The sequence below is a fragment of the Pseudomonas sp. MAG733B genome (assembly GCF_036884845.1).
Taxonomy (GTDB): Bacteria; Pseudomonadota; Gammaproteobacteria; order Pseudomonadales; family Pseudomonadaceae; genus Aquipseudomonas.
The window spans coordinates 1,748,762-1,772,363 of record NZ_CP145732.1 but is presented as its reverse complement, the minus strand read 5'-3'; the positions used below and the strand labels follow the sequence as shown (position 1 = coordinate 1,772,363).

Annotated in this window: 21 protein-coding genes; 18 read left to right on the top strand and 3 right to left on the bottom strand. The window is 59.1% G+C overall.

The features are described from left to right. Positions 1 to 199: 199 nt before the first annotated feature. The gene (locus V6Z53_RS07955; protein ID WP_338584986.1) at positions 200 to 922 is read right to left on the bottom strand and encodes a tellurite resistance TerB family protein; all 723 of its coding nucleotides are present in this window, start codon (positions 920 to 922) and stop codon (positions 200 to 202) included. Positions 923 to 1,098: 176 nt separating this feature from the next. On the opposite strand from V6Z53_RS07955, the gene V6Z53_RS07950 reads away from it, so the two are divergent. The 8 genes from V6Z53_RS07950 to V6Z53_RS07915 all read left to right on the top strand — a co-directional run bounded on the left by V6Z53_RS07950 (position 1,099) and on the right by V6Z53_RS07915 (position 11,194). Then, positions 1,099 to 2,013 carry a LysR family transcriptional regulator gene (locus tag V6Z53_RS07950; RefSeq protein WP_338584985.1) on the top strand — a complete coding sequence of 305 codons (915 nt, stop codon included), beginning with the start codon at positions 1,099 to 1,101 and terminating at the stop codon, positions 2,011 to 2,013. A 133-nt stretch (positions 2,014 to 2,146) separates the two neighbouring features. Continuing rightward, on the top strand, positions 2,147 to 3,604 hold the full coding sequence (locus V6Z53_RS07945; protein WP_338586462.1) for a gamma-aminobutyraldehyde dehydrogenase: 1,458 nt from the start codon (positions 2,147 to 2,149) through the stop codon (positions 3,602 to 3,604). A gap of 83 nt (positions 3,605 to 3,687) precedes the next feature. Then, positions 3,688 to 4,839, top strand: coding sequence for a putative ABC transporter substrate-binding protein YdcS (gene ydcS, locus V6Z53_RS07940; RefSeq protein WP_338584984.1), 1,152 nt, complete (start codon positions 3,688 to 3,690; stop codon positions 4,837 to 4,839). A 229-nt stretch (positions 4,840 to 5,068) separates the two neighbouring features. After that, positions 5,069 to 6,106, top strand: a complete 1,038-nt coding sequence (locus V6Z53_RS07935) for an ABC transporter ATP-binding protein (RefSeq protein WP_338584983.1) — start codon at positions 5,069 to 5,071, stop codon at positions 6,104 to 6,106. Between the two features lies 1 nt (position 6,107). Then, positions 6,108 to 7,055 carry an ABC transporter permease gene (locus V6Z53_RS07930; protein WP_338584982.1) on the top strand — a complete coding sequence of 316 codons (948 nt, stop codon included), beginning with the start codon at positions 6,108 to 6,110 and terminating at the stop codon, positions 7,053 to 7,055. Further along, positions 7,045 to 7,854 (top strand): ABC transporter permease, encoded by an 810-nt coding sequence (locus tag V6Z53_RS07925; protein WP_338584981.1) that lies wholly within the window; start codon positions 7,045 to 7,047, stop codon positions 7,852 to 7,854. Before V6Z53_RS07930 ends, V6Z53_RS07925 begins: the two co-directional genes overlap by 11 nt. A 178-nt stretch (positions 7,855 to 8,032) precedes the next feature. Continuing rightward, positions 8,033 to 9,457: a gamma-aminobutyraldehyde dehydrogenase gene (locus V6Z53_RS07920; protein ID WP_338584980.1), complete on the top strand. Its 1,425-nt coding sequence runs from the start codon at positions 8,033 to 8,035 to the stop codon at positions 9,455 to 9,457. Between the two features lie 252 nt (positions 9,458 to 9,709). Next, positions 9,710 to 11,194, top strand: coding sequence for an amino acid permease (locus V6Z53_RS07915; RefSeq protein ID WP_338584979.1), 1,485 nt, complete (start codon positions 9,710 to 9,712; stop codon positions 11,192 to 11,194). 226 nt (positions 11,195 to 11,420) lie between these two features. On the opposite strand, the gene V6Z53_RS07910 is transcribed toward V6Z53_RS07915, so the two are convergent. Beyond that, on the bottom strand, positions 11,421 to 12,458 hold the full coding sequence (locus tag V6Z53_RS07910; protein WP_338584978.1) for a hypothetical protein: 1,038 nt from the start codon (positions 12,456 to 12,458) through the stop codon (positions 11,421 to 11,423). A gap of 550 nt (positions 12,459 to 13,008) precedes the next feature. Between V6Z53_RS07910 and V6Z53_RS07905 the strand changes: the two genes are divergently transcribed. The 3 genes from V6Z53_RS07905 (at position 13,009) to V6Z53_RS07895 (ending at position 14,282) form a co-directional block, all read left to right on the top strand. After that, the gene (locus tag V6Z53_RS07905; RefSeq protein WP_338584977.1) at positions 13,009 to 13,515 is read left to right on the top strand and encodes a Bro-N domain-containing protein; all 507 of its coding nucleotides are present in this window, start codon (positions 13,009 to 13,011) and stop codon (positions 13,513 to 13,515) included. A 250-nt stretch (positions 13,516 to 13,765) separates the two neighbouring features. Next, the gene (locus tag V6Z53_RS07900) at positions 13,766 to 14,014 is read left to right on the top strand and encodes a ribbon-helix-helix protein, CopG family (protein WP_150728218.1); all 249 of its coding nucleotides are present in this window, start codon (positions 13,766 to 13,768) and stop codon (positions 14,012 to 14,014) included. Next, positions 13,992 to 14,282, top strand: a complete 291-nt coding sequence (locus V6Z53_RS07895; protein ID WP_338584976.1) for a type II toxin-antitoxin system RelE/ParE family toxin — start codon at positions 13,992 to 13,994, stop codon at positions 14,280 to 14,282. The genes V6Z53_RS07900 and V6Z53_RS07895 overlap by 23 nt, the downstream gene beginning before the upstream one ends. A 48-nt stretch (positions 14,283 to 14,330) precedes the next feature. On the opposite strand, the gene V6Z53_RS07890 is transcribed toward V6Z53_RS07895, so the two are convergent. Then, positions 14,331 to 14,516 carry a hypothetical protein gene (locus tag V6Z53_RS07890; RefSeq protein WP_150702018.1) on the bottom strand — a complete coding sequence of 62 codons (186 nt, stop codon included), beginning with the start codon at positions 14,514 to 14,516 and terminating at the stop codon, positions 14,331 to 14,333. Positions 14,517 to 14,931: 415 nt separating this feature from the next. On the opposite strand from V6Z53_RS07890, the gene V6Z53_RS07885 reads away from it, so the two are divergent. The 7 genes from V6Z53_RS07885 to V6Z53_RS07855 all read left to right on the top strand — a co-directional run bounded on the left by V6Z53_RS07885 (position 14,932) and on the right by V6Z53_RS07855 (position 23,535). Next, positions 14,932 to 16,557, top strand: a complete 1,626-nt coding sequence (locus tag V6Z53_RS07885) for a glucan biosynthesis protein D (RefSeq protein ID WP_338584975.1) — start codon at positions 14,932 to 14,934, stop codon at positions 16,555 to 16,557. Between the two features lie 276 nt (positions 16,558 to 16,833). Continuing rightward, positions 16,834 to 17,748 (top strand): glutamate/aspartate ABC transporter substrate-binding protein, encoded by a 915-nt coding sequence (locus tag V6Z53_RS07880; protein WP_338584974.1) that lies wholly within the window; start codon positions 16,834 to 16,836, stop codon positions 17,746 to 17,748. A gap of 194 nt (positions 17,749 to 17,942) precedes the next feature. Further along, positions 17,943 to 18,689: an amino acid ABC transporter permease gene (locus tag V6Z53_RS07875; protein ID WP_338584973.1), complete on the top strand. Its 747-nt coding sequence runs from the start codon at positions 17,943 to 17,945 to the stop codon at positions 18,687 to 18,689. After that, positions 18,689 to 19,360 carry an ABC transporter permease subunit gene (locus V6Z53_RS07870; protein WP_338584972.1) on the top strand — a complete coding sequence of 224 codons (672 nt, stop codon included), beginning with the start codon at positions 18,689 to 18,691 and terminating at the stop codon, positions 19,358 to 19,360. The genes V6Z53_RS07875 and V6Z53_RS07870 overlap by 1 nt, the downstream gene beginning before the upstream one ends. Further along, on the top strand, positions 19,357 to 20,091 hold the full coding sequence (locus V6Z53_RS07865) for an amino acid ABC transporter ATP-binding protein (protein ID WP_338584971.1): 735 nt from the start codon (positions 19,357 to 19,359) through the stop codon (positions 20,089 to 20,091). The genes V6Z53_RS07870 and V6Z53_RS07865 overlap by 4 nt, the downstream gene beginning before the upstream one ends. A gap of 223 nt (positions 20,092 to 20,314) precedes the next feature. Then, positions 20,315 to 22,210: a sensor histidine kinase gene (locus V6Z53_RS07860; protein WP_338584970.1), complete on the top strand. Its 1,896-nt coding sequence runs from the start codon at positions 20,315 to 20,317 to the stop codon at positions 22,208 to 22,210. A 44-nt stretch (positions 22,211 to 22,254) separates the two neighbouring features. Next, entirely contained in the window at positions 22,255 to 23,535 is a 1,281-nt protein-coding gene (locus tag V6Z53_RS07855; protein ID WP_338586461.1) for a sigma-54 dependent transcriptional regulator, read from the top strand. The last annotated feature ends 67 nt before the right edge of the window (positions 23,536 to 23,602 follow it).

Genomic DNA, 23,602 nt, shown 5'->3' with positions numbered 1-23,602 from the left:
CGGGATGGGCTCTGGGTTGGGACTTTCCGTTAATTGGGGGGATGAGTGTTAGGGGTGATTCGGTAGAAAGGGGCCGTGGAATGGTCATTGAGAAATTGAGTACTGCTTGAAAGACAAAAAGACCGCAGCCTGCGGCAGCTCCTACAAGTGGAAAACGATCCAATGTAGGAGCTGCCGCAGGCTGCGATCTTTTCAGGGTTTACAGAGAGGCCTGTCGCACCTGCTTCTCCAATTCCGCCTTTAAACCCGGCTCCAGCTTGAGCTGGCGTGCCAGTTCATCGAGGTAGGACTTCTCCATGAAGCTCTCCTCATCGACCAGCATCACACTGGCGATGTACATCTCGGCAGCCATTTCCGGGGTGCTGGCGGCGCGGGCGACGTCGCTGGGGTCCAGCGGTTTGTTGAGTTCGGCGTGCAGCCAGTGTTGCAGCTCCTGATCGTTGTCGAGCTTGGTGAATTCGCCCTCGATCAGTTCGCGCTCGCGCTCGTCGATGTGCCCGTCAGCCTTGGCTGCCGCCACCAGCGCCTTGAGAATCGCCTGGCTGTGCTGCTCGACTTGCGCCGCCGGCAAGCGGTCGAGGGTTTGTGGTTCGGTCTTCGGCGCGCTGCCCTGCTGCGCCTGCCAGTTGCCATAGGCTTTATAGGCAATCACGCCCAAAGCGGCCAGGCCGCCATAGACCGCGACCTTGCCGCCAACCTTGCGTGCCTTCTTGCTGCCCAGCAGCAGGCCCATCGCACCGGCCGCCAAGGCACCACCGCCTGCGCCGGAAAGCAGGCTGCCGATGCCGCCCGAGCCGCCGTTACCGCCGAGCAACCCGCCCAGAGCTCCCCCGGACGCCTTGTTCTGCGTCCCGCCGGCCTTGTTCTGCAACATGTCCTGGCCCGACTTGAGGAGTTGATCGAGCAATCCACGGGTGTTCATTTTTCGCCTCCACTTAAAAGGTTTAACCGAACCTTGAGGCCACCAGCCTAGATCGAAAGTGCCGTAACCCGGCCAGCGAGAGTGCTTCCAGATGTTGCTCCAAGGCAACGTACCTTTCGTAAAAATGGATATACACTCGAACCCATCTATAAAAACCGCCCACTGGGTATTCCTCCATGATGACCTTGCGTCAGATCCGTCATTTCATCGCCGTGGCCGAGACCGGCTCAATCTCCGCCGCCGCGCAAACCGCGTTCATTTCCCAATCAACCCTGACCCTGGCGATCCAGCAACTGGAAGAAGAGATCGGCGTCAGCCTGTTCAACCGCCACGCCAAGGGCATGACCCTGACCCACCAGGGTCACCAGTTTCTGCGCCAGGCCCACTTGATTCTGGCCACCGTGGACAACGCCAAACGCAGCCTGCAACAAAGCACCGATCAGGTCGCCGGGCAGTTGATCATCGGGGTGACCAGCCTGGTGGCCGGTTATTACCTGGCGGATTTGCTCACCCGCTTTCAGCGCGCTTATCCCAACGTCGAAATCCGCGTGATGGAAGACGAGCGCCCGTACATCGAGCATTTGCTGGTCAGCGGCGAGATCGATGTCGGTGTGCTGATCCTTTCCAACCTCGAAGACCGTCACGCCTTGCAAACCGAAGTGCTGACTCACTCGCCCCACCGGCTCTGGCTGCCGGCCCAGCATCCGTTGCTGGAACACGACAGCATCAACCTCGCCGACGTGGCCCGCGAGCCGTTGATTCAGCTGAACGTCGATGAAATGGACCGCAACGCCCAGCGCATGTGGACGGCGGCCTCGCTGCAACCGCGCATCACCTTGCGCACCGCCTCGACCGAAGCGGTGCGAAGCCTGGTTGCTGCCGGATTGGGCGTGTCGATCCAGCCTGACATGACCTATCGCCCATGGTCGCTCGAGGGCGACATCATCGAAGCGCGGCCGATTGCCGACCTCAGCCAGACCCTCGACGTCGGCCTGGCCTGGCGTCGTGGCACGGCGCGCCCGGCATTGGTCGACCCGTTTCTCACCGTCGCGCGGGAACAACCCCACGGCGGACGCAAGCCATCTATTTAATCGAACGCCACCTTCAGTATTTAGAATTTGTCGACCTCGGGTCCGCGCACTAGTCTTGCTGCATCTATATAAGACGGCCGGCGCCCGAGACAGAGGGAGCAGCATGGCCACACAAGAAAAGAGAACCCGAAAAATGGCTGGTGCGCAGACCCCGTTGTTCACCGCGTTGTTGATCGATGGTGAATTAGTCGCAGGGCAAGGCTGTGTCGAGCCGATTCTCAACCCGGCCACCGGCGAAGTCCTGACGCAGATCGCCGAAGCCAGCACCGAACAAGTCGAAGCCGCCATCCTCGCCGCCCACCGCGCCTTCGCCGGTTGGTCGCGGACCACGCCGCAGCAGCGCTCGAACCTGTTGCTGGACATCGCCAACGCCATCGAAAAAAACGCCGACCTGCTCGCCCGCCTCGAATCCTTGAACTGCGGTAAGCCGCTGCACCTGGCCCGTCAAGACGACCTGAGCGCCACGGTAGACGTGTTCCGTTTCTTCGCCGGGGCCGTGCGCTGCCAGACCGGCCAGCTCAGCGGTGAATACCTGCCGGGCTACACCAGCATGGTGCGGCGCGATCCTATCGGTGTCGTAGCGTCTATCGCGCCGTGGAACTACCCGATCATGATGGCCGCGTGGAAAATCGCCCCGGCCCTGGCCGCTGGCAATACGCTGGTGTTCAAGCCTTCGGAACACACGCCGCTGTCGATCCTGGCTCTGGCCCCGGCGCTAGCCGAAATCCTGCCACACGGCGTCATCAACATTGTCTGCGGTGGCGGTGAAGGCGTCGGCAGCCATTTGGTCAGTCATCCTAAAGTGCGCATGGTGTCGCTGACCGGCGATATCGTCACTGGCCAGAAAATCCTTCAGGCCGCGGCCAAAACCCTCAAGCGCACCCACCTCGAACTCGGCGGCAAAGCCCCGCTGATCGTCTGCAACGATGCCGACATCCAGGCAGTCGTCGAAGGTGTGCGCACTTATGGCTATTACAACGCCGGGCAGGATTGCACCGCCGCGTGCCGGGTTTATGCACAAGCCGGAATTCACGACCGCTTGGTGGCCGAGCTCGGCGCCGCCGTCAGCAGCCTGCGCTTCGCCGGCAAGCGCGATGCCGACAACGAGATCGGCCCGTTGATCAGCACTCGCCAGCGCGACCGCGTGGCCAGTTTCGTCGAACGCGCCCTCGGCCAGCCGCACATTGAGCGGGTGACCGGTGCCGCGGTGCATTCCGGCGCCGGCTTCTATTACCAGCCGACGTTGCTGGCCGGTTGCAAACAAAGCGATGAAATCGTCCAGCGCGAAGTGTTCGGGCCAGTGGTCACCGTGACCCGCTTCGATCAACTGGAACAAGCGGTGGACTGGGCCAACGATTCGGAATACGGCCTGGCGTCGTCGGTCTGGACCCAGAACCTGGACAAGGCGATGCAGGTCGCGGCGCGCTTGCAGTACGGCTGCACCTGGATCAACAGCCATTTCATGCTGGTCAGCGAAATGCCCCACGGCGGCCTCAAGCGCTCGGGTTACGGCAAAGACCTCTCCAGCGATTCGCTCCAGGACTACAGCGTGGTGCGGCACATCATGGCGCGCCACGGACAACATCTCTGACTACGCTAATAACAAGCCGCTAACGGCATGCTTCACCACGTTCACAACTGCCCCGACCATAATTTAAAGAAGAGGGAATTCCCATGTTCGTGCACAAGACCGCACTGCTCAGTGCAATCACCACCGCGCTGCTGGCCAGTGCCAGTATCCAGGCCGCCGAGCCGCTGAAGGCTGTCGGTGCCGGCGAAGGTCAGCTGGATATCGTGGCGTGGCCCGGCTATATCGAACGTGGCGAAAGCGACAAGGCTTATGACTGGGTGACCGGTTTCGAGAAAGAAACCGGCTGCAAGGTCAACGTGAAAACCGCTGCCACCTCCGATGAGATGGTCAGCCTGATGGCCAAGGGCGGTTACGACCTGGTGACCGCGTCCGGTGATGCTTCGCTGCGACTGATCGTCGGCAAGCGTGTGCAGCCGATCAACACGGCGCTGATCCCGAACTGGAAAAACCTCGACCCGCGGCTGAAAGATGCGCCGTGGTACGTGGTCAACAAGCAGACCTACGGCACCCCGTATCAGTGGGGCCCGAACGTGCTGATGTACAACACCAATGTGTTCAAGACCGCTCCCGACAGTTGGGGCGTGTTGTTCAATGCCGAGAGCCTGCCGGACGGCAAGCCGAACAAGGGGCGCGTGCAGGCCTATGACGGCCCGATCTACATCGCCGACGCGGCGCTGTACCTGAAAACCGCCAAGCCGGAACTGGGCATCCAGAACCCCTACGAACTGACCGAAGCGCAGTACAAGGCTGTGCTTGATCTGCTGCGCGCGCAGCAGCCGTTGATCCACCGTTACTGGCACGACACCACCGTGCAAATGAGTGACTTCAAGAACGAAGGCGTGGTCGCGTCCGGCGCTTGGCCGTATCAGGTCAACGGCCTGATCAACGAGAAGCAGCCGATCGCTTCGACCATCCCGAAAGAAGGCGCCACCGGGTGGGCCGACACCACCATGTTGCACGCCGAAGCCAAGCACCCGAACTGCGCCTACAAGTGGATGGACTGGTCGCTGCAACCGAAAGTCCAGGGTGACGTAGCGGCGTGGTTTGGTTCGTTGCCAGCCGTGCCAGCGGCGTGCAAGGAGAGCGAACTGCTTGGCGCCGAGGGCTGCAAGACCAACGGTTTCGACCAGTTCGACAAGATCGCCTTCTGGAAAACCCCGCAGGCTGAAGGCGGCAAATTCGTGCCGTACAGCCGCTGGACCCAGGATTACATCGCGATCATGGGCGGTAGGTAAGCCCTGGCGGGCGACACAGAACCAATGTGGGAGCGGGCTTGCTCGCGAAGGGGCCCTGTCAGCAAATACTGATGGTGACTGACACTCCGCTTTCGCGAGCAAGCCCGCTCCCACACTTGATCACCGTCCTCGCCGCTACCGCACTCGGCTAGCAGATAAAAGTTTTTGCTTTTTCAGAAGTCCAGGCAGGGCCGCTGCGACGGCCCTCGCCTTTTTGGAGCACCGCACCATGACGCTTGCAGTCCAGTTCACCAACGTTTCCCGTCAATTCGGCGAAGTGAAAGCCGTTGACCGGGTTTCCATCGACATCCAGGACGGCGAGTTTTTCTCCATGCTGGGGCCTTCGGGTTCGGGCAAAACCACCTGTTTGCGCCTGATCGCCGGTTTTGAACAACCGAGCGCAGGCTCCATCCGCATTCATGGCGAAGAGGCCGCCGGCCTTCCGCCGTATCAGCGTGACGTGAACACCGTGTTCCAGGATTACGCGCTGTTCCCGCACATGAACGTTCGCGACAACGTCGCCTATGGTTTGAAGGTCAAAGGCGTCGGCAAGGCCGAACGCCTCAAGCGCGCCGCAGAAGCCCTCGACATGGTCGCCCTCGGCGGCTACGGCGAGCGAAAACCGGTGCAGCTTTCCGGCGGTCAGCGCCAGCGTGTGGCCCTGGCCCGTGCGTTGGTCAATCGCCCGCGCGTGCTGTTGCTCGACGAACCGCTTGGGGCGCTGGACTTGAAACTGCGCGAGCAAATGCAAGGCGAGCTGAAAAAGCTGCAACGCCAACTCGGCATCACCTTCATTTTCGTCACCCACGACCAGACCGAAGCGCTGTCGATGTCCGATCGTGTCGCCGTGTTCAACAAGGGCCGCATCGAACAGGTCGACACCCCGCGCAACCTGTACATGAAACCCGCAACCACCTTCGTCGCTGAATTCGTCGGCACGTCCAACGTGATTCGCGGTGATTTGGCCAAGCAGTTGAGCGGCAATCCACAGCCGTTTTCGATTCGCCCGGAACACGTGCGTTTCGCCGAAGGGCCGCTGGCCAGTCACGAGATCGAAGTCAGCGGCTTGCTGCACGACATCCAGTATCAAGGCAGCGCCACCCGCTACGAACTGAAGCTGGAAAACGGCCAGACCCTGAACATCAGCCAGGCCAACAATCAGTGGATCGACAGCAGCGCGCAACACCAGACCGGGCAGCTCCTCAGCGCGCGCTGGGCGCGGGAAGCGATGGTCCAGTTGCACGACACCGTTGCCGGCGGGGTGTGAAATGAGCACCTTGGCCATTTCTCCAACCTCATCGGGCGGCTCGCCGTTGCGCAGGTTTTCCAACCTGTTGTATCGCCGACCGAACCTGTACCTGTCGATGCTGCTGGTGCCGCCGCTGCTGTGGTTTGGCGCGATTTACCTGGGCTCGCTGCTGACCTTGTTGTGGCAAGGTTTCTACACCTTCGACGACTTCACCATGGCGGTCACGCCAGACCTGACCCTGGCGAACTTCGCCGCGCTGTTCCAGCCGTCGAACTTCGACATCATCCTGCGCACCCTGAGCATGGCCATCGTCGTGTCGATCGCCAGCGCCATCGTCGCGTTCCCGATTGCCTACTACATGGCGCGCTACACCACCGGCAAGACCAAGGCGTTTTTCTACATCGCGGTGATGATGCCGATGTGGGCCAGTTACATCGTCAAGGCCTATGCCTGGACGTTGCTGTTGGCCAAGGGCGGCGTGGCGCAGTGGTTCGTCCAGCACTTGGGGCTGGAGCCGGTTTTGCAGTTCGTGCTGGGCATTCCGGGCGTCGGTGGTAGCACCTTGTCGACCTCGCACCTGGGGCGTTTCATGGTGTTCGTCTACATCTGGCTGCCGTTCATGATCCTGCCGATCCAGGCCTCACTGGAACGCCTGCCGCCGTCGCTGCTGCATGCCTCCGCCGACCTCGGTGCCAAGCCGCGCCAGACCTTCATGCAAGTGATTCTGCCGCTGTCGATTCCGGGGATTGCCGCAGGTTCCATCTTCACCTTTTCGCTGACCCTGGGCGACTTCATCGTGCCGCAACTCGTCGGCCCACCGGGCTACTTCGTCGGCAGCATGGTGTATGCCCAGCAAGGAGCAATCGGCAACATGCCAATGGCCGCCGCGTTCACGCTGGTGCCGATCGTGCTGATCGCCATCTACCTGTCCATCGTCAAACGACTGGGGGCCTTCGATGCACTCTGAGAAAGCCTCAATAGGCCTGAAAATCGCAGCCTGGGGCGGATTGGTTTTCCTGCACTTCCCGATCCTGATCATCTTCCTCTACGCCTTCAACACCGAAGACGCGGCGTTCAGCTTTCCGCCCAAGGGCTTCACCTTGAAGTGGATCGGCGTGGCGTTCTCGCGGCCGGACGTACTGGAAGCGATCAAGCTATCGTTGCAGATTGCCTCGATTGCCACGCTGATCGCCATGGTCCTCGGCACGCTGGCGTCGGCAGCGTTGTACCGCCGGGATTTCTTCGGCAAGCAAGGCATCTCGCTGATGCTGATCCTGCCCATCGCGCTGCCGGGGATCATCACCGGGATCGCGCTGCTGGCGACCTTCAAGACACTGGGCATTGAACCTGGGATGTTCACCATCATCGTCGGCCACGCGACCTTCTGTGTGGTGATCGTCTACAACAACGTCATCGCCCGTTTGCGTCGTACCTCGCACAGTTTGATCGAGGCCTCGATGGACCTCGGCGCCGACGGCTGGCAGACGTTCCGCTACATCATCCTGCCGAATCTCGGTTCGGCGTTGCTGGCCGGTGGCATGTTGGCGTTCGCGCTGTCGTTCGACGAGATCATCGTCACCACCTTCACCGCCGGCCATGAACGCACCCTGCCGCTGTGGCTGCTCAACCAGCTCAGCCGGCCTCGTGATGTGCCGGTGACCAACGTCGTGGCGATGCTGGTGATGATGGTGACCATGCTGCCGATTCTGGGTGCCTATTACCTGACGCGGGGTGGTGAGAGCGTTGCGGGTAGTGGCGGGAAATAACTGAAAACTCAATTCCCAATGTGGAAACCGGATCCATGTGGGAGCGGGCTTGCTCGCGAAAGCGGTGTTTCCGTCGCCATCAGCTTTGAATGTGATGGCCTCTTCGCGAGCAAGCCCGCTCCCACAAGGGTCGCGGTTTCTACAGAAGAACAACAATAGCTTCGAAGAGGACAAAGCCATGCAAACCAAGCTCCTGATCAACGGCCAACTGCTCGACGGCGAAGGCCCCGCCCAACCCGTATTCAACCCGGCGCTGGGCCGTGTGCTGGTGGAAATCAACGAAGCCAGCGAAGCCCAGGTCGATGCCGCCGTACGCGCCGCCGATGCCGCGTTCGACGGCTGGTCGCAAACCCCGCCGAAAGAACGTTCGCTGCTGCTGCTCAAACTCGCCGATGCCATTGAAGCCCACGGCGAAGAGCTGGCCAAACTGGAATCGGACAACTGCGGCAAGCCTTACAGCGCCGCATTGAACGACGAGATCCCGGCGATTGCCGACGTGTTCCGCTTCTTTGCCGGTGCCAGCCGTTGCATGAGCGGGTCGGCCGGTGGCGAATACCTGCCGGGCCACACCTCGATGATCCGCCGCGATCCAGTAGGCGTGATCGCTTCCATCGCGCCGTGGAACTACCCGCTGATGATGGTCGCCTGGAAAATCGCCCCGGCCCTCGCCGCCGGCAACACGGTCGTGCTCAAGCCATCGGAACAAACCCCGCTGACCGCCTTGCGTCTGGCGCAATTGGCGTCGGAAATTTTCCCGGCCGGCGTGCTCAACCTGGTGTTCGGTCGTGGTCCATCCGTGGGTAGTCCGCTGGTCACTCACCCGAAAGTACGCATGGTGTCGCTGACCGGCTCGATCGCCACCGGTTCGAACATCATTTCCAGCACCGCCGACACCGTCAAACGCATGCACATGGAACTCGGTGGCAAGGCCCCGGTGATCATCTTCGACGACGCCGACATTGATGCCGCCGTCGAAGGCATTCGCACCTTCGGTTTCTACAACGCCGGCCAGGACTGCACCGCCGCCTGCCGTATCTATGCCCAGGAAGGCATCTACGACAAGTTCGTCGAGAAGCTTGGCGCGGCGGTCAGCAGCATCAAGTACGGTTTGCAGGATGATCCGGCCACCGAACTCGGCCCGTTGATCACTGCGCAGCATCGCGACCGCGTGGCCGGTTTCGTCGAGCGCGCCGTGGCGCAGCCGCACATTCGTTTGATCACGGGCGGCAAGGCGGTTGAAGGCAATGGTTTCTTCTTCGAACCAACGGTGCTGGCCGACGCGCAGCAGGATGACGAAATCGTCCGTCGCGAGGTGTTTGGGCCGGTGGTGTCGGTGACCAAGTTCAGCGACGAAGCGCAGGTGCTGGGCTGGGCCAACGATTCGGACTACGGCCTGGCGTCCTCGGTGTGGACCGCCGACGTCGGCCGCGCCCATCGCCTGTCGGCGCGCTTGCAATACGGCTGCACCTGGGTGAACACGCACTTCATGCTCGTCAGCGAAATGCCGCACGGTGGTCAGAAACTGTCCGGGTACGGGAAGGACATGTCCATGTATGGACTGGAGGATTACACCGTCGTAAGGCATGTGATGTTCAAGCACTAAAAGCATCGCGAGCAAGCTTTGCTCCTACAGATTTTGCGGCGTACGCATTGTTTGCGAACACCATCGCCCCTGTAGGAGCAAGGCTTGCCCGCGATGGGGTCACCTCGGTTTCAAGGCAGAAACCGGCAGTAAGCACCACCAGGCCCCACACCAAAGAAGTCATAACAATAACCACCGATCCTGGCGGCGCCCTCAAAGCCCCGCCACGGTTTCGGACATCCGAAATCTGCCGATTTTCCGGAGCAAACACACATGAGTGCATCACCCGATCTCTCTGCCGCCGTTGCCGACAGCGACGCCGAGCAACTACGCAAACTGGGTTACACCTCCAACTTCAATCGCAGCATGAGCCTGTGGGAAAACTTCGCCCTGGGTTTCACTTATCTCTCTCCGGTCGTAGGGGTTTATACCCTGTTCGGCCTGTGCCTCGCCGCTGGCGGGCCACCGATGTTCTGGGCTTATTTGCTGGTCGGTTGCGGTCAGTTGCTGGTGTGCCTGATCTTCGGTGAAGTGGTTTCGCAGTTCCCGATTTCCGGTGGCGTGTACCCATGGGCTCGCCGCTTGGTGGGCAAACGCTGGGCGTGGATGGTCGGCTGGATCTACTCCATCGCCCTGTGCGTGACCATCGCCGCTGTTGCGGTTGGCGCCGGCCCGTACCTCGCTGCCATGCTGGGGTTTGAACCAAGCAACAACACCAACATCGTCATCGCACTGGTGCTGACGCTGTTCGCCACCCTGGTCAACCTCAGCGGCACCAAAGTGCTGGCGCGCATCGCCATGTTCGGCTTTCTCTGTGAACTGGTGGGCGCGGTGATCGTTGGCGTTTACCTGCTGGTCTTCGAGCGTCATCAACCGATCAGCGTGCTGTTCAACACCTTCGACATCAGCATCAACGGCTCATACTTGCCTGCGTTCCTCACCGCATCGCTGGCGGGGATGTTCCTGTACTACGGTTTCGAGGCCTGCGGCGACGTGGCCGAAGAAACCCCGAACCCAAGCAAACAAATCCCGATTGCCATGCGCATGACCATCTACATCGGCGGCATCGCGGCAATGTTCGCCTGCCTTGCGTTGATCCTCGCTGTACCCGACATGCAAGCAGTGATCAACGGCACCGACAAGGACCCGGTCGGCACCATCCTCAACAACGCCTTCGGCCCACTCGGCTCGAAAATGGTGATGGGCGTGGTGATGATTTCCTTCATCTCCTGCGTCATCAGCCTGCAAGCGGCGGCGAGCCGTCTGCTGTATTCCTACGCTCGCGACGAAATGGTCGTCGGCAGCCGACTGCTGAAGAAGATTTCTCCTACGACCCAGGTTCCAGTTGCCGCCCTGTTCGTGTCCGGTGTCCTGCCGGCACTGATCATCATCCTCGGCTTCTTCCTGCAAGACGCAGTCGCCACCATCGTCAGTTTCGCCGCCATCGGCATCTATCTGGCGTTCCAGATGATCGTCCTCGCCGCACTCTATGCACGCCTAAAAGGCTGGAAACCCAACGGCAAATTCACCCTTGGCGCCTGGGGCTGGCCGGTGAACATCGGCGCGCTGGTCTACGGCGTCGGCGCCATCATCAACATGGCCTGGCCGCGTACACCGGATGCGGCGTGGTACATGAACTATGCAATGGTGCTGAGCACGGCCATCGTGATTGGTTTGGGCTTGCTTTACATGTGGATTGCCAAACCGTATGACCACGGGACGGCGCCTGCGGGGGATGCTTGGAAGGTTAGTCGGTAATAGTTCGTTGATCGGACGAGCTGCCCGCAGCGATGCGGGCAGGGTTGAGGTTGCTAAAACTTATTGAGCTTTTGATCAGACATAAAAAAACCGCCCCTGAAGGCGGTTTTACTTTCACAGAAGAGGGTATTAACCCTGTCGCCTGGGTAGAGTTCTGCTCTCTTTGCCAGACCATGTGGGCTACATGGTATTAACCGATGAAGGCGGTGTCAATTCGTTTTGCTTGTCAAAAAACAGTGACCGCGACGTCATTTTCGGCATCCAGATTTCGTTGAAATTCGAGCTCATCCTCATACTCAAGTCCCATATCCGTCGCCCACCTTTTAGCTAGCTTCTGGACAGCAACAAGCTGCCTCAATGCGATATTGCGAATGTCCAACTCTGTATTGAGTTGGTCGACGACCTCCTGCAGCTTTTGAGCTTTAAGCTGAGCCTGAAGTAAATCGTTGTACGGAACATAACCGGAGGCTCCCACGGCGTGAATCAGCGCAGACCTCAGCAACTTGCTCTCGGTGACACTCAGCGCAACAGGGTACTTAACGCTCCTCCCTGTATCCCTCCCGTCGCCGAAATAGCTGATTGGAGGCAAAATTCGTTGGGTCGAAACGCACTCAAGCATGCTGCAAAGCACATAGCTTTCTTTTCCGCTGTTTTGGTAGCGAGGCATTTTGTCCAAGGTAGCCTGTTCCAGCTCGAAGGCTGACCTGTCTTCGACGGCAATAGCTCTTGATGTCACAGGGGCAACCTGAACAAGATTTTTTGATATCACCTTCACAACGACAGCAAGCCTGCGCTTATGCATCTCGGCCTCAAGCAGCGTGTCCATGTAGCGCTTGTTGGACTTGCTCGACGCATCTGTGCGTGCGCTTCGCTGCACGAACCCATAGTCCACTTCGACCAGTTTCCCTTGGCGCCCCAGAAGTTTCTGTAGCTTCAAGCTTTTGTCTTTTTTCAGCGTCTGATTCAGAAAAATCTCTTTAGAAACATCCTGTCTTTGAATCAGCACCGAAAAAACAGCGGGCCGCGTAGCCGTGGCGGCGGTCGACTTTATCGATTCGAGTCGCCAAAGGTGATTGCTGTCATTGATGAAGCATTTGGTCAGGAAAACGGGGTGTGGGGCTGTCCCCGGCTTGGAGCGCGGCATCCCTGCAATCAGTGTTTCACGGATATCTTCGTAAGTTTCCGTTCCCAGAACGACTTGGCTGGATCCGCCGGTAATTTTATTGATCACCGTTTCGAGATAACGGACAACGATCGTCTGCATTTGCTTCCCTGACTTGTAGAAAGAACGTTTTTTTCGCTGGACTCTTCTGAAAAAACTCGCGCCTCCCACAAGCGTTTTATAGAAGAAGCACTGGCTGGAAACTCGATCAATGCAGAAAAATCTGCAGTCCATTCTTGAACCCGGAAAAGTTATAGGAAAAATCAGGGGCGCAACGCTATGTCACCTCGGTAGATGCAAAAACAGGAAATTCCTACAGATACAGCCTTCCTGAAAAACCCTCGATTCCTACAACACGCGTCGCCAGAGTAGACTTGGCGCCGCGAGCGCCTGACCGATAGGCTTCACTCCGTCGCTGCCAAATCAGCGACCCGGAGTCGAAGCCGGAACATGTCAAAACGGTGCTTGCGTGCCCCCATAGAACTGTGGCTGTTTTTTGCCTTCAGTTCTGTTTTATGGCGGGCCGTGTGGCGCGGGCCTTTCGGCTTCCGTTTTGACCTGGAAGTGTCCCGACTTCGAACGCCACTCGGTCCGCCACCCAACCTGTCGAAGGGTTGGTGGCGACTTTCCAAGCCAAAACGGAAAACACGCCATGCCAATGCATCCTCAAAGCTCGCCTCTTCCCTATTTCGATCCCACCGTCTTCACCCGCCACAACCGCTTCCTCCATGCCTTCATGCAAGACAACCAAGCCTGGCTCTGCGTTCAGGACCTAGGCCGCTTGATGGGCAAACCCTTGAACGAACGCCTCACCCTGAAACTCGACCCAGACCAACGCCGCAGCGTCTGGCTGCTCAAGGACGGCAGAACAGTCGAAACCCTGATGGTCAGCGAATCAGGCATGTACGCCTTGCTGGTTCACCACTTCGTCCCGGAAAACCGCAACCTGCGCCAGTGGCTGAGCAATGAAGTCATACCCTCGCTGCGTGATTTGAAAGCAGAGCCTGTGGAAAACCAGCCGAGCCTGAGTTCTTTGAATTGGGCTGGAGTTTCAGTGCCCTTGCTGCATTACCAACATCACGCCTGGATCAAGTGGCGTGATATGCCTGAGTTGATGCTGGTGCAGCGCCCCTATCCGGTTGCAGGCATCTGCCGCTGAATGTTGAGGATGAAAACGGGGCGGACTCTACCGTCTGCCCTGTTTGTCGTATGAACATGGCAGCGTTCGCCCCACCGTCAGCGGAAAATTTCCTTACAAAGCAATCACTCGCAACATTTCCCCTCCGTCCACTGCGGCATCACTGACTAGAGTGTCTTTTACCCGGCACGAATTGAGGGTTGACGAACAAGACGGTACAACCTACGGTGTTTACGTGGTTTACAGCGTATACACCTTGAGGAAAGCCGTTATGGCCTCGCCCGTTTTATCTTTTCGCGTCGAAGAGCTTCTGGCTCAACAATTGGACCAACTGGCGGCCGCGACCGATCGCGACCGTCAATATCATCTCAAGCGTGCACTGGTTCGATATGTGGAAGCCGAGTCCTGGCATCTGCAAGCCATCAGCGAGGGTATAGCTGATGCGGATGCTGGAAAACTCACCGATCTGGATGCCGTGAAGGCTAAGTGGGAAAAACGTGCCGAACGTAGTACTGACTGAAAAAGCGGAAAGCGACCTCGACAATATCCACGAACACTACCGAGAGACTGCAGGCGCAGACGCCGCCATTAAAATCATCTCGACGATTTTGAAGTCCTTCAAACAGCTGGAAGTGTTTCCTGGCTCAGGCAGACCTTCCGTCATGCCGGATGTACGAGAACTGGTTCTTGATCGTTATCCGTTCATTGCTCCTTACCGATTTTCTCAAGGAACAATTCAAGTTTTACGAGTGCTCCATCAGCGAATGGAGCGCTCGCAAGATTGGTAGAAAGCACTCAGCCGCGACTACCTTGCCGCGACTGAATACCCGCCTTCTTCAAAACCGCGAAACACTCCTCATCGCATCCACCAGATACCTCATCGCAATCCGGTCGCTCTCCGACAATTCCCGATAGCGCTCCACCAACTTCATTTCCTCACTGTTAAGACGGCGTCTTCGCCGGCCGCTGGCCAGGCATGGAAAGAGTCCCAACATTTCGGTGATGCCTTGTACTTTCGACATGGACGATGTCCTTCTCTACGTCAAAGAAAACTTCAGAAACCGCATCGCCCTATCCCTTTTTCAGCAGCGCCTCGTGCCAACTGAACCGCACCGGCCCGAAGGGCATAAACCGGTCATGAGCACAGAATAGAAACAATCACGGCGCTGAAAAGCGGTTTTTAGAGTAATTAGTCGAAAAAAGCAGAAATGCCCTGGAAATCAGAAGGTCCTGTCGGAAATGTTTCCCGACATGTCTTGTTTCATTGCCGAACTAGCGTGGTGCCATCAATCAATTTTGCTCTGCAATCGAACGGTTTAAGCTATCCGGCATCTGTTTAAAGTCCGTTGCGTTTGGCCGAAGGCATGGTCCGAACCGAATTTTCTGATCCAGCACGTGCCAGGAACGGCGCGGGATTGTTCACGACAGGTTGTATTTATGCACCGCAGGAATTTGCTCAAAGCCTCCATGGCCATCGCTGCCTACACCGGTTTATCTGCCAGCGGTTTGCTCGCCGCCCGCGCCTGGGCCGCTACCGGCACTGCCGATGGTGAAGCCAAGGCCTTCGATTTCGAGGCGCTGAAAGTGCAGGCCAAGCAACTGGCCAGCAATCGCTATCAGAACACCAAGCAGGTGCTGCCGCCGACCCTGGCAACCATGACCCCGCAGAACTTCAACGCGATCCGCTACGACGGTGATCATTCGTTGTGGAAAGACAACAAGGGTCAGCTGGACGTGCAGTTTTTCCACGTCGGCATGGGCTTCAAGCAGCCGGTGCGCATGTACAGCGTCGATCCGAAAACCCGAATGGCGCGCGAAGTACATTTCCGTCCGTCGCTGTTCAATTACGAAAACACCACCGTCGACACCAAGCAACTCACCGGCGACCTGGGCTTCTCCGGCTTCAAGCTGTTCAAGGCGCCGGAACTGGACAAGCACGACGTGGTGTCCTTCCTCGGCGCCAGTTACTTCCGCGCGGTGGACGCTACCGGCCAGTACGGCTTGTCGGCCCGCGGTCTGGCCATCGATACCTACGCCAAGAAGCGTGAAGAATTCCCCGATTTCACCAAGTTCTGGTTCGAGACGCCGGACAAGGACAGCACCCGCTTCGTGGTCTACGCCCTGCTCGACTCGCCGAGTGCCACCGGTGCTTACCGATTTGATATCGATTGCCAGGCCGAGCGCGTGGTGATGGAAGTCGATGCCCACGTCAACGCGCGTACCGCCATCGATCAACTGGGCATCGCGCCGATGACCAGCATGTTCAGCTGCGGAACCCACGAACGCCGTATGTGCGACACCATTCACCCGCAGATCCACGACTCCGATCGCCTGGCGATGTGGCGCGGCAACGGCGAATGGATCTGCCGCCCGCTGAACAACCCGGCCAAACTGCAATTCAACGCCTTCGCCGACACCGACCCGAAAGGTTTTGGCCTGGTGCAGACCGATCACGAGTTCGCCAGCTATCAGGACACCGTCGACTGGTACAGCCGTCGTCCGAGCCTGTGGGTCGAACCGACCACCTCGTGGGGCGAAGGCTCGATCGATCTGCTGGAAATCCCTACCACCGGCGAGACCATGGACAACATCGTCGCGTTCTGGACGCCGAAGAAACCGGTGGCGGCCGGCGACTCGCTGAACTACGGCTACAAACTCTACTGGAGCGCGCTGCCGCCGGTTGGCACGCCGCTGGCGCGGGTTCATGCGACCCGTTCCGGCATGGGCGGTTTCACTGAAGGCTGGGCGCCGGGCGAGCATTACCCACCGGTCTGGGCACGGCGCTTTGCCGTGGACTTCACCGGCGGTGGCCTGGACCGCTTGCCGGAAGGCTCGGGCATCGAGCCGGTGGTCACGTGCTCGAACGGCGAGGTGAAGGATTTCAGCGTGCTCAAGCTCGATGACATCAAGGGCTACCGCATCCTGTTCGACTGGTACCCGACCAATGACAGCGTCGAGCCTGTCGAACTTCGCCTGTTCATTCGCACCAACGACCGCACGCTGAGTGAAACCTGGTTGTACCAGTACTTCCCGCCAGCGCCGGACAAGCGCAAATACCCGTGATCCGCGGGTAGCACCCTGCCACCATTCGGTTTTCCGAACGCGACCTGCGGGTCGGTTCGGATAACCGGATTTTTCAACCTGAAAATAAGCGCCACAAATATTTAATTTCCTTATAAATCAATAGTTTGATCAATTGGCACTGGTCTGGCACGAGTCATGCTCTACACTTCTTCGACGGATGTCCTTTGCGCGCACTCTCAGTAGCGCTCTGGCATTTGCAGCACAAAAGGGCCGAACAACTGGCTCCATAAAAAAAACAATGTCGAGGAAAATTTGATGCGCATCGTTCCCCATATCCTGGGCGCAGCCATTGCTGCCGCTCTGATCAGCACGCCAGTTTTCGCCGCCGAACTCACCGGCACCCTGAAGAAGATCAAAGAGTCCGGTGTCATCACCCTGGGCCATCGCGACGCTTCCATTCCGTTTTCCTACATTGCAGACGCTTCCGGCAAACCGGTCGGCTACTCCCACGACATCCAGCTGAAAGTCGTTGAAGCCATCAAGAAAGACCTGGACATGCCGAACCTCCAGGTCAAGTACAACCTGGTGACTTCGCAAACCCGTATCCCGCTGGTGCAGAACGGCACCGTTGACCTGGAATGCGGTTCCACCACCAACAACGTCGAGCGTCAGCAGCAAGTTGACTTCTCCGTCGGCATCTTCGAAATCGGTACCCGCCTGCTGTCCAAGGCAGACTCCAAGTACAAGGATTTCCCTGATCTGGCTGGCAAGAACGTCGTGACCACCGCCGGCACCACGTCCGAGCGCATCCTCAAGTCGATGAACGCCGACAAGCAGATGAACATGAACGTCATCTCCGCCAAAGACCACGGCGAGTCCTTCCAGATGCTGGAAACCGGCCGCGCCGTAGCGTTCATGATGGATGACGCCCTGCTGGCCGGTGAAGCCGCCAAGGCCAAGAAGGCCAGTGACTGGGCCGTGACCGGCACTCCACAGTCGTACGAAATCTACGGCTGCATGGTGCGCAAAGGCGACGAGCCGTTCAAAAAGGCTGTGGATGACGCCATCAAGGCCACCTACGCATCGGGCGAGATCAACAAGATCTACGAAAAATGGTTCATGCAGCCAATCCCGCCTAAAGGCCTGAACCTGAACTTCCCGATGAGCGACGAGCTCAAGGCCCTGATCGCCAATCCGACCGATAAAGCGGCTGACGACAAGAAGTCCTGATTTCTGACTAACCTTATCTCCTGAGAGGGCCACTGCCCTTTCAGGAGGTTGTCACTCCCTGCTGGCAATTTTGGAAACACTCGGACCGGTGGCTGTCGAGCCGATCGTGTGTGCCTGATCGTCAAGATCGGGCGGGAACGGAGCTTCCCCCAAGCGGGAACTTGTACATCGATCGAATCCGAGGGGAGACCCTAATGAATTACAACTGGGACTGGGGCGTGTTCTTCAAGTCCACCGGCGTGGGCAGCGAGACCTATCTCGACTGGTACGTGTCCGGTCTGGCGTGGACCATCGGCATCGCCATCGCGGCCTGGATCATCGCCCTGACACTGGGCTCGATCCTGGGCGTCATGCGTACCGTGCCGAACCGCATCGTATCGGGCATCGCCACCTGCTACGTTGAACTCTTCCGTAACGTGCCGCTGCTGGTTCAGCTGTTCATCTGGTACTTCCTGGTACCCGATCTGCTACCTGCCGACCTGCAGGAGTGGTACAAGCAGGACCTGAACCCGACCACCTCGGCTTTCCTCAGCGTCGTCGTGTGCCTGGGTCTGTTCACCACCGCCCGCGTTTGCGAACAGGTACGCACCGGTATCCAGGCCCTGCCAAAAGGCCAGGAATCCGCGGCCCGCGCCATGGGTTTCAAGCTGCCGCAGATCTACTGGAACGTGCTGCTGCCCCAAGCCTACCGGATCATCATTCCGCCGCTCACCTCGGAATTCTTGAACGTGTTCAAGAACACCTCCGTGGCCTCGCTGATCGGTTTGATGGAGTTGCTCGCGCAGACCAAACAGACCGCCGAGTTCTCCGCCAACCTGTTCGAAGCCTTCACCCTGGCCACGCTGATCTACTTCACCCTGAACATGAGCCTGATGTTGCTGATGCGCATGGTCGAGAAGAAAGTCGCCGTACCGGGCCTGATCTCCGTAGGGGGTAAATGATGGAATTCGACTTCTCGGGCATCATCCCGTCCCTGCCGGGCCTGTGGAACGGCATGGTCATGACCCTCAAGCTGATGGCAATGGGCGTGATCGGCGGCATCATCCTCGGCACCCTCCTGGCGCTGTGCCGTCTGTCCCACAACAAACTGCTGTCCAACCTGGCCGGCGCCTACGTCAACTATTTCCGTTCGATCCCGTTGCTGCTGGTGATCACCTGGTTCTACCTGGCGGTACCGTTCGTGCTGCGCTGGATCACCGGTGAAGACACGCCGATCGGCGCGTTCGCGTCCTGCATCGTGGCGTTCATGATGTTCGAAGCGGCGTACTTCTGCGAAATCGTCCGTGCCGGTGTGCAGTCGATTCCCAAGGGTCAGATGGGCGCTGCCCAGGCACTGGGCATGACTTACGGCCAGATGATGCGCCTGATCATCCTGCCGCAGGCGTTCCGCAAGATGACGCCGCTGCTGTTGCAGCAGAGCATCATCCTGTTTCAGGACACCTCGCTGGTCTACGCCGTCGGCCTGGTGGACTTCCTCAATGCTTCGCGTGCCAGTGGCGACATCATTGGCCGCTCCAATGAGTTCCTGATTTTCGCGGGTCTCGTGTACTTCATCATCAGCTTTTCCGCCTCGCTGCTGGTCAAGCGTCTGCAAAAAAGGTTCGCCGTATGATCTCTATCAAAAGCATCAACAAGTGGTATGGGGACTTCCAGGTACTGACTGATTGCAGCACCGAGGTCAAAAAAGGTGAAGTGATCGTGGTGTGCGGGCCGTCCGGTTCCGGCAAGTCGACCCTGATCAAATGCGTCAACGCCCTGGAGCCGTTCCAGAAAGGCGACATCGTGGTCGACGGCACCTCCATCGCCGACCCGAAGACCAATCTGCCGAAACTGCGTTCCCGCGTGGGCATGGTGTTCCAGCATTTCGAACTGTTCCCGCACCTGACCATCACCGAAAACCTGACCATCGCGCAGATCAAGGTGTTGGGCCGCAGCAAGGCAGAAGCGACCAAGAAGGGCCTGCAACTGCTCGAACGCGTTGGTCTTTCAGCCCACGCCCACAAGCACCCCGGCCAACTGTCCGGTGGCCAGCAACAGCGAGTGGCGATTGCCCGTGCGCTGGCGATGGACCCGATCGTCATGCTGTTCGACGAACCGACCTCGGCACTGGACCCGGAAATGGTCAACGAAGTACTGGACGTGATGGTGCAACTGGCCCACGAAGGCATGACCATGATGTGCGTGACCCACGAAATGGGCTTCGCCCGTAAAGTGGCCGACCGCGTGATCTTCATGGACCAGGGCAAGATCATCGAAGACTGCAAGAAAGAAGAGTTCTTCGGCGACATCAGCCACCGTGCCGAGCGTACACAGCACTTCCTCAACAAGATTCTGCAGCACTAAGAAAAACGGTAACTGGATTACCCTTGTGGCGAGGGAGCTTGCTCCCGCTGGGTCGCGCAGCGGCCCCAAAACCTGAAAATGCATTGTGTCTGACACACCGCATTTATCGGTTTTACGACTGCTTCGCAGCCGAGCGGGAGCAAGCTCCCTCGCCACAGGTTCCGCGTTCGGCAGGAAACCAGAGCAAGCCCGTTGCCATGCTGGTTGACCCAAGGCATCTGTGATGAAATGCGACCCCGATCTCTACCGCGCCACGTCGCCATCACTCGCCGTGAAACCCCGTCTGATTCGCCATCTGTTCCTGCCGCCGCTGATCATCGCCCTGATGATCGGACTGGGTTACATCGGCTTCTGGGTCAGTGAACACTATGGCATCCGCAGCCTCAGCGAAAACGGTCAGCGTCAGCTGGAACTGCACGCCCGCGCCGTCGAAAGCGAGATCAGCAAATACACCTACCTGCCCAGCCTGCTGGAACTCGAAACCAGTGTTTCGAAGCTGTTGGCCGACCCGAGCCCGGAACACCGGCAAACGGTCAATGATTACCTTGAAGGCCTGAACCGGCGCAGCCGCAGTCGGGCCATTTATGTGATGGACACCACCGGTCGCGTCATGGCCACCAGCAACTGGCGCGATGTCGACAGTTACCTGGGTGAAGACCTGTCCTTTCGCGCCTATTTCCAGAACGCCGTGCGCGGGCAACCGGGGCGCTTCTACGGCATCGGCAGCACCAACGGCGAACCCGGCTACTACCTGGCCCATGGCCTGGAAGAACACGGCAAGATCATCGGCGTCGCGGTGGTCAAGGTGCGGCTCGAAGCCATGGAAGAGCGCTGGCAGCGAGCGCGCCTGGAAGCCTTCGTCAGCGACGAAAACGGCATCATCATTCTATCCAGCGATCCGGCGCGACGCCTGAAGTCGGTAGTGCCACTGAGCGACGAAACCAAAGAGAAACTGGCCCGTAGCCTGCAGTACTACTGGTTCCCGCTCAACGAACTGCAACCGCTGGCTCGGGAAACCCTGTCCGAAGGCGTGGAAAAACTCACCTTCCCGGCCAACAGCGAACTGGTGTCCGACGATGAAAACATCAGCTACCTGTCGCAAACCCGTCCCTTGAGCGATACACCGTGGAACTTCACCCTGCTGACGCCGCTGCAGGATCTGCGCCGCGAAGCGATCAATCAGGGGATTCTGGTGGCGGTGGCGTTTGCCCTTGTCGCCTTCCTGCTGATTGCCTGGAACGAGCGGCGCAAGGTGATTGCCACACGTCTCGCGGCCCGGGAAGCCTTGCAGGAAGCCAACAATCAACTGGAGCGTCGGATTACCGAACGCACCGTCGACCTGCGCGCGAGCAACGAGCGGCTCAAGGGCCAGATCCGCGAACGGCGTCATGCCGAAGAGACTTTGCGCCGCGCCCAGGATGAATTGGTGCAGGCCGGAAAACTCGCAGCCATCGGCCAGATGTCCACCAGCATCGCCCACGAACTGAACCAGCCGCTGGCGGCGCTGCGCACCCTGTCCGGCAACACCGTACGTTTTCTCGAGCGTGGTCAACTGGACATTGCCAGCACCAACCTCAAGACCATCAACGAATTGATCGACCGCATGGGCCGTATCACCGCCAGCCTGCGCTCCTTCGCCCGGCGCGGTGACGACAAGGGTCAGGCGTGCCTCGGCAAAGGTGTCGAGGCGGCATTGCAGTTGCTCGATGGACGAATGAAAAACACGCAGTTGCACCGCTATTTCGAAGAGGTGCAGGTGCAGATCGATCAGACCCGTCTGGAGCAGATTCTGGTCAATTTGATCGGGAACGCCCTTGATGCCATGCAGGCGCAGCCGCAACCCGAGTTGTGGCTCGAAGGCGAATCGGTCGATGGCAAATACCGCTTGCGCGTGCGGGACAACGGCCACGGCATCGACGCCGAAGCGCGCAAGCACCTGTTCGAACCATTCTTCACCACCAAGCCCGGCGAACAAGGCCTGGGCCTTGGCCTGACGCTGTCCGCCAGCCTCGCCGCCGCCACCGGCGGTCATCTGGGTGTCGAGCACCCGGCCAGCGGTGGCACCGCATTCGTCCTCAGTTTACCGTTGGTAAGCCTCACTCCCGCCGAGCCAATATGAACAACGACCTTAGTGTATTGATCGTCGAAGACGACCCCCACGTGCTGCTCGGCTGCCAACAGGCGCTGACCCTGGAAGACATTCCCTGCATTGGCGTTGGCAGCGCCGAAGAAGCTCTGGAGCGGGTCGGCGACAACTTTGCCGGCATCGTCATCAGCGACATTCGCCTGCCGGGCATTGATGGACTTGAATTGCTCGGTCGGCTCAAGGAACGTGATCGCAGCTTGCCGGTGGTGCTGATTACCGGCCACGGCGACATTTCCATGGCCGTCGGCGCAATGCAGAAAGGCGCCTACGACTTCATGGAGAAACCGTTTTCTCCGGAACGGCTTGTGGATGTGGCCCGCCGCGCGCTGGAGCAACGCAGCCTTGCGCGGGAGGTGTCGTCGTTGCGTCGGCAACTGGCCGAGCGTGATTCCCTCGAAGGCCGGATCATCGGTCGCTCGCCGGCCATGCAGAACCTGCGCGAACTGATCGCCAACGTCGCCGATACCTCGGCCAACGTGCTGATCGAGGGTGAAACCGGCACCGGCAAGGAACTGGTCGCCCGCTGCCTGCATGATTTCAGTCGGCGCCACACTAAACAGTTCGTCGCACTGAACTGCGGTGGCCTGCCCGAGAACCTGTTCGAAAGCGAGATTTTCGGCCACGAAGCCAACGCCTTCACCGGCGCCGGCAAACGGCGGATCGGCAAGATCGAACACGCCGACGGCGGCACGCTGTTCCTCGACGAAGTGGAAAGCATGCCCCTGCCCTTGCAGATCAAACTGCTGCGGGTATTGCAGGAACGCACCCTTGAGCGCCTCGGTTCAAACCAGAGCGTAGCGGTGGATTGCCGGGTGATCGCTGCAACAAAATCCGATCTCGTCGAGTCGAGCAAAGCCGGAGAATTCCGCAGCGACCTGTATTACCGCCTCAACGTGGTGACCCTGGAACTGCCGCCGCTGCGCGAACGCCGCGAAGACATCCTGCAACTGTTCGAATACTTCTTGCAGCAGTCATCCCTGCGCTTCGACCGGATCGCGCCGGAACTGGATAACCAGACCGTCTCGAACCTGATGAGCCATGACTGGCCGGGTAACGTGCGTGAACTGCGTAACGTCGCCGAGCGTTTTGCCCTCGGCCTGCCAGCGTTCAAGAAACCTGGCACGGGCGGCAGCACTCCGGGCCTGGCCTTCGCCGAGGCGGTGGAAGCCTTCGAACGCAACCTGTTGAGCGATGCCTTGCAACGCAGCGGCGGCAACCTGACCCAGGCCAGCCAGGAACTGGGCATGGCCAAAACCACCTTGTTCGACAAAGTGAAGAAGTACGGGTTGAGCCACTGATTCACACTTGAGAAGCGCTAATCCCCTGCTCCGCACCGGTGTTCCGACGATAGCAGTGTGTCAGTCA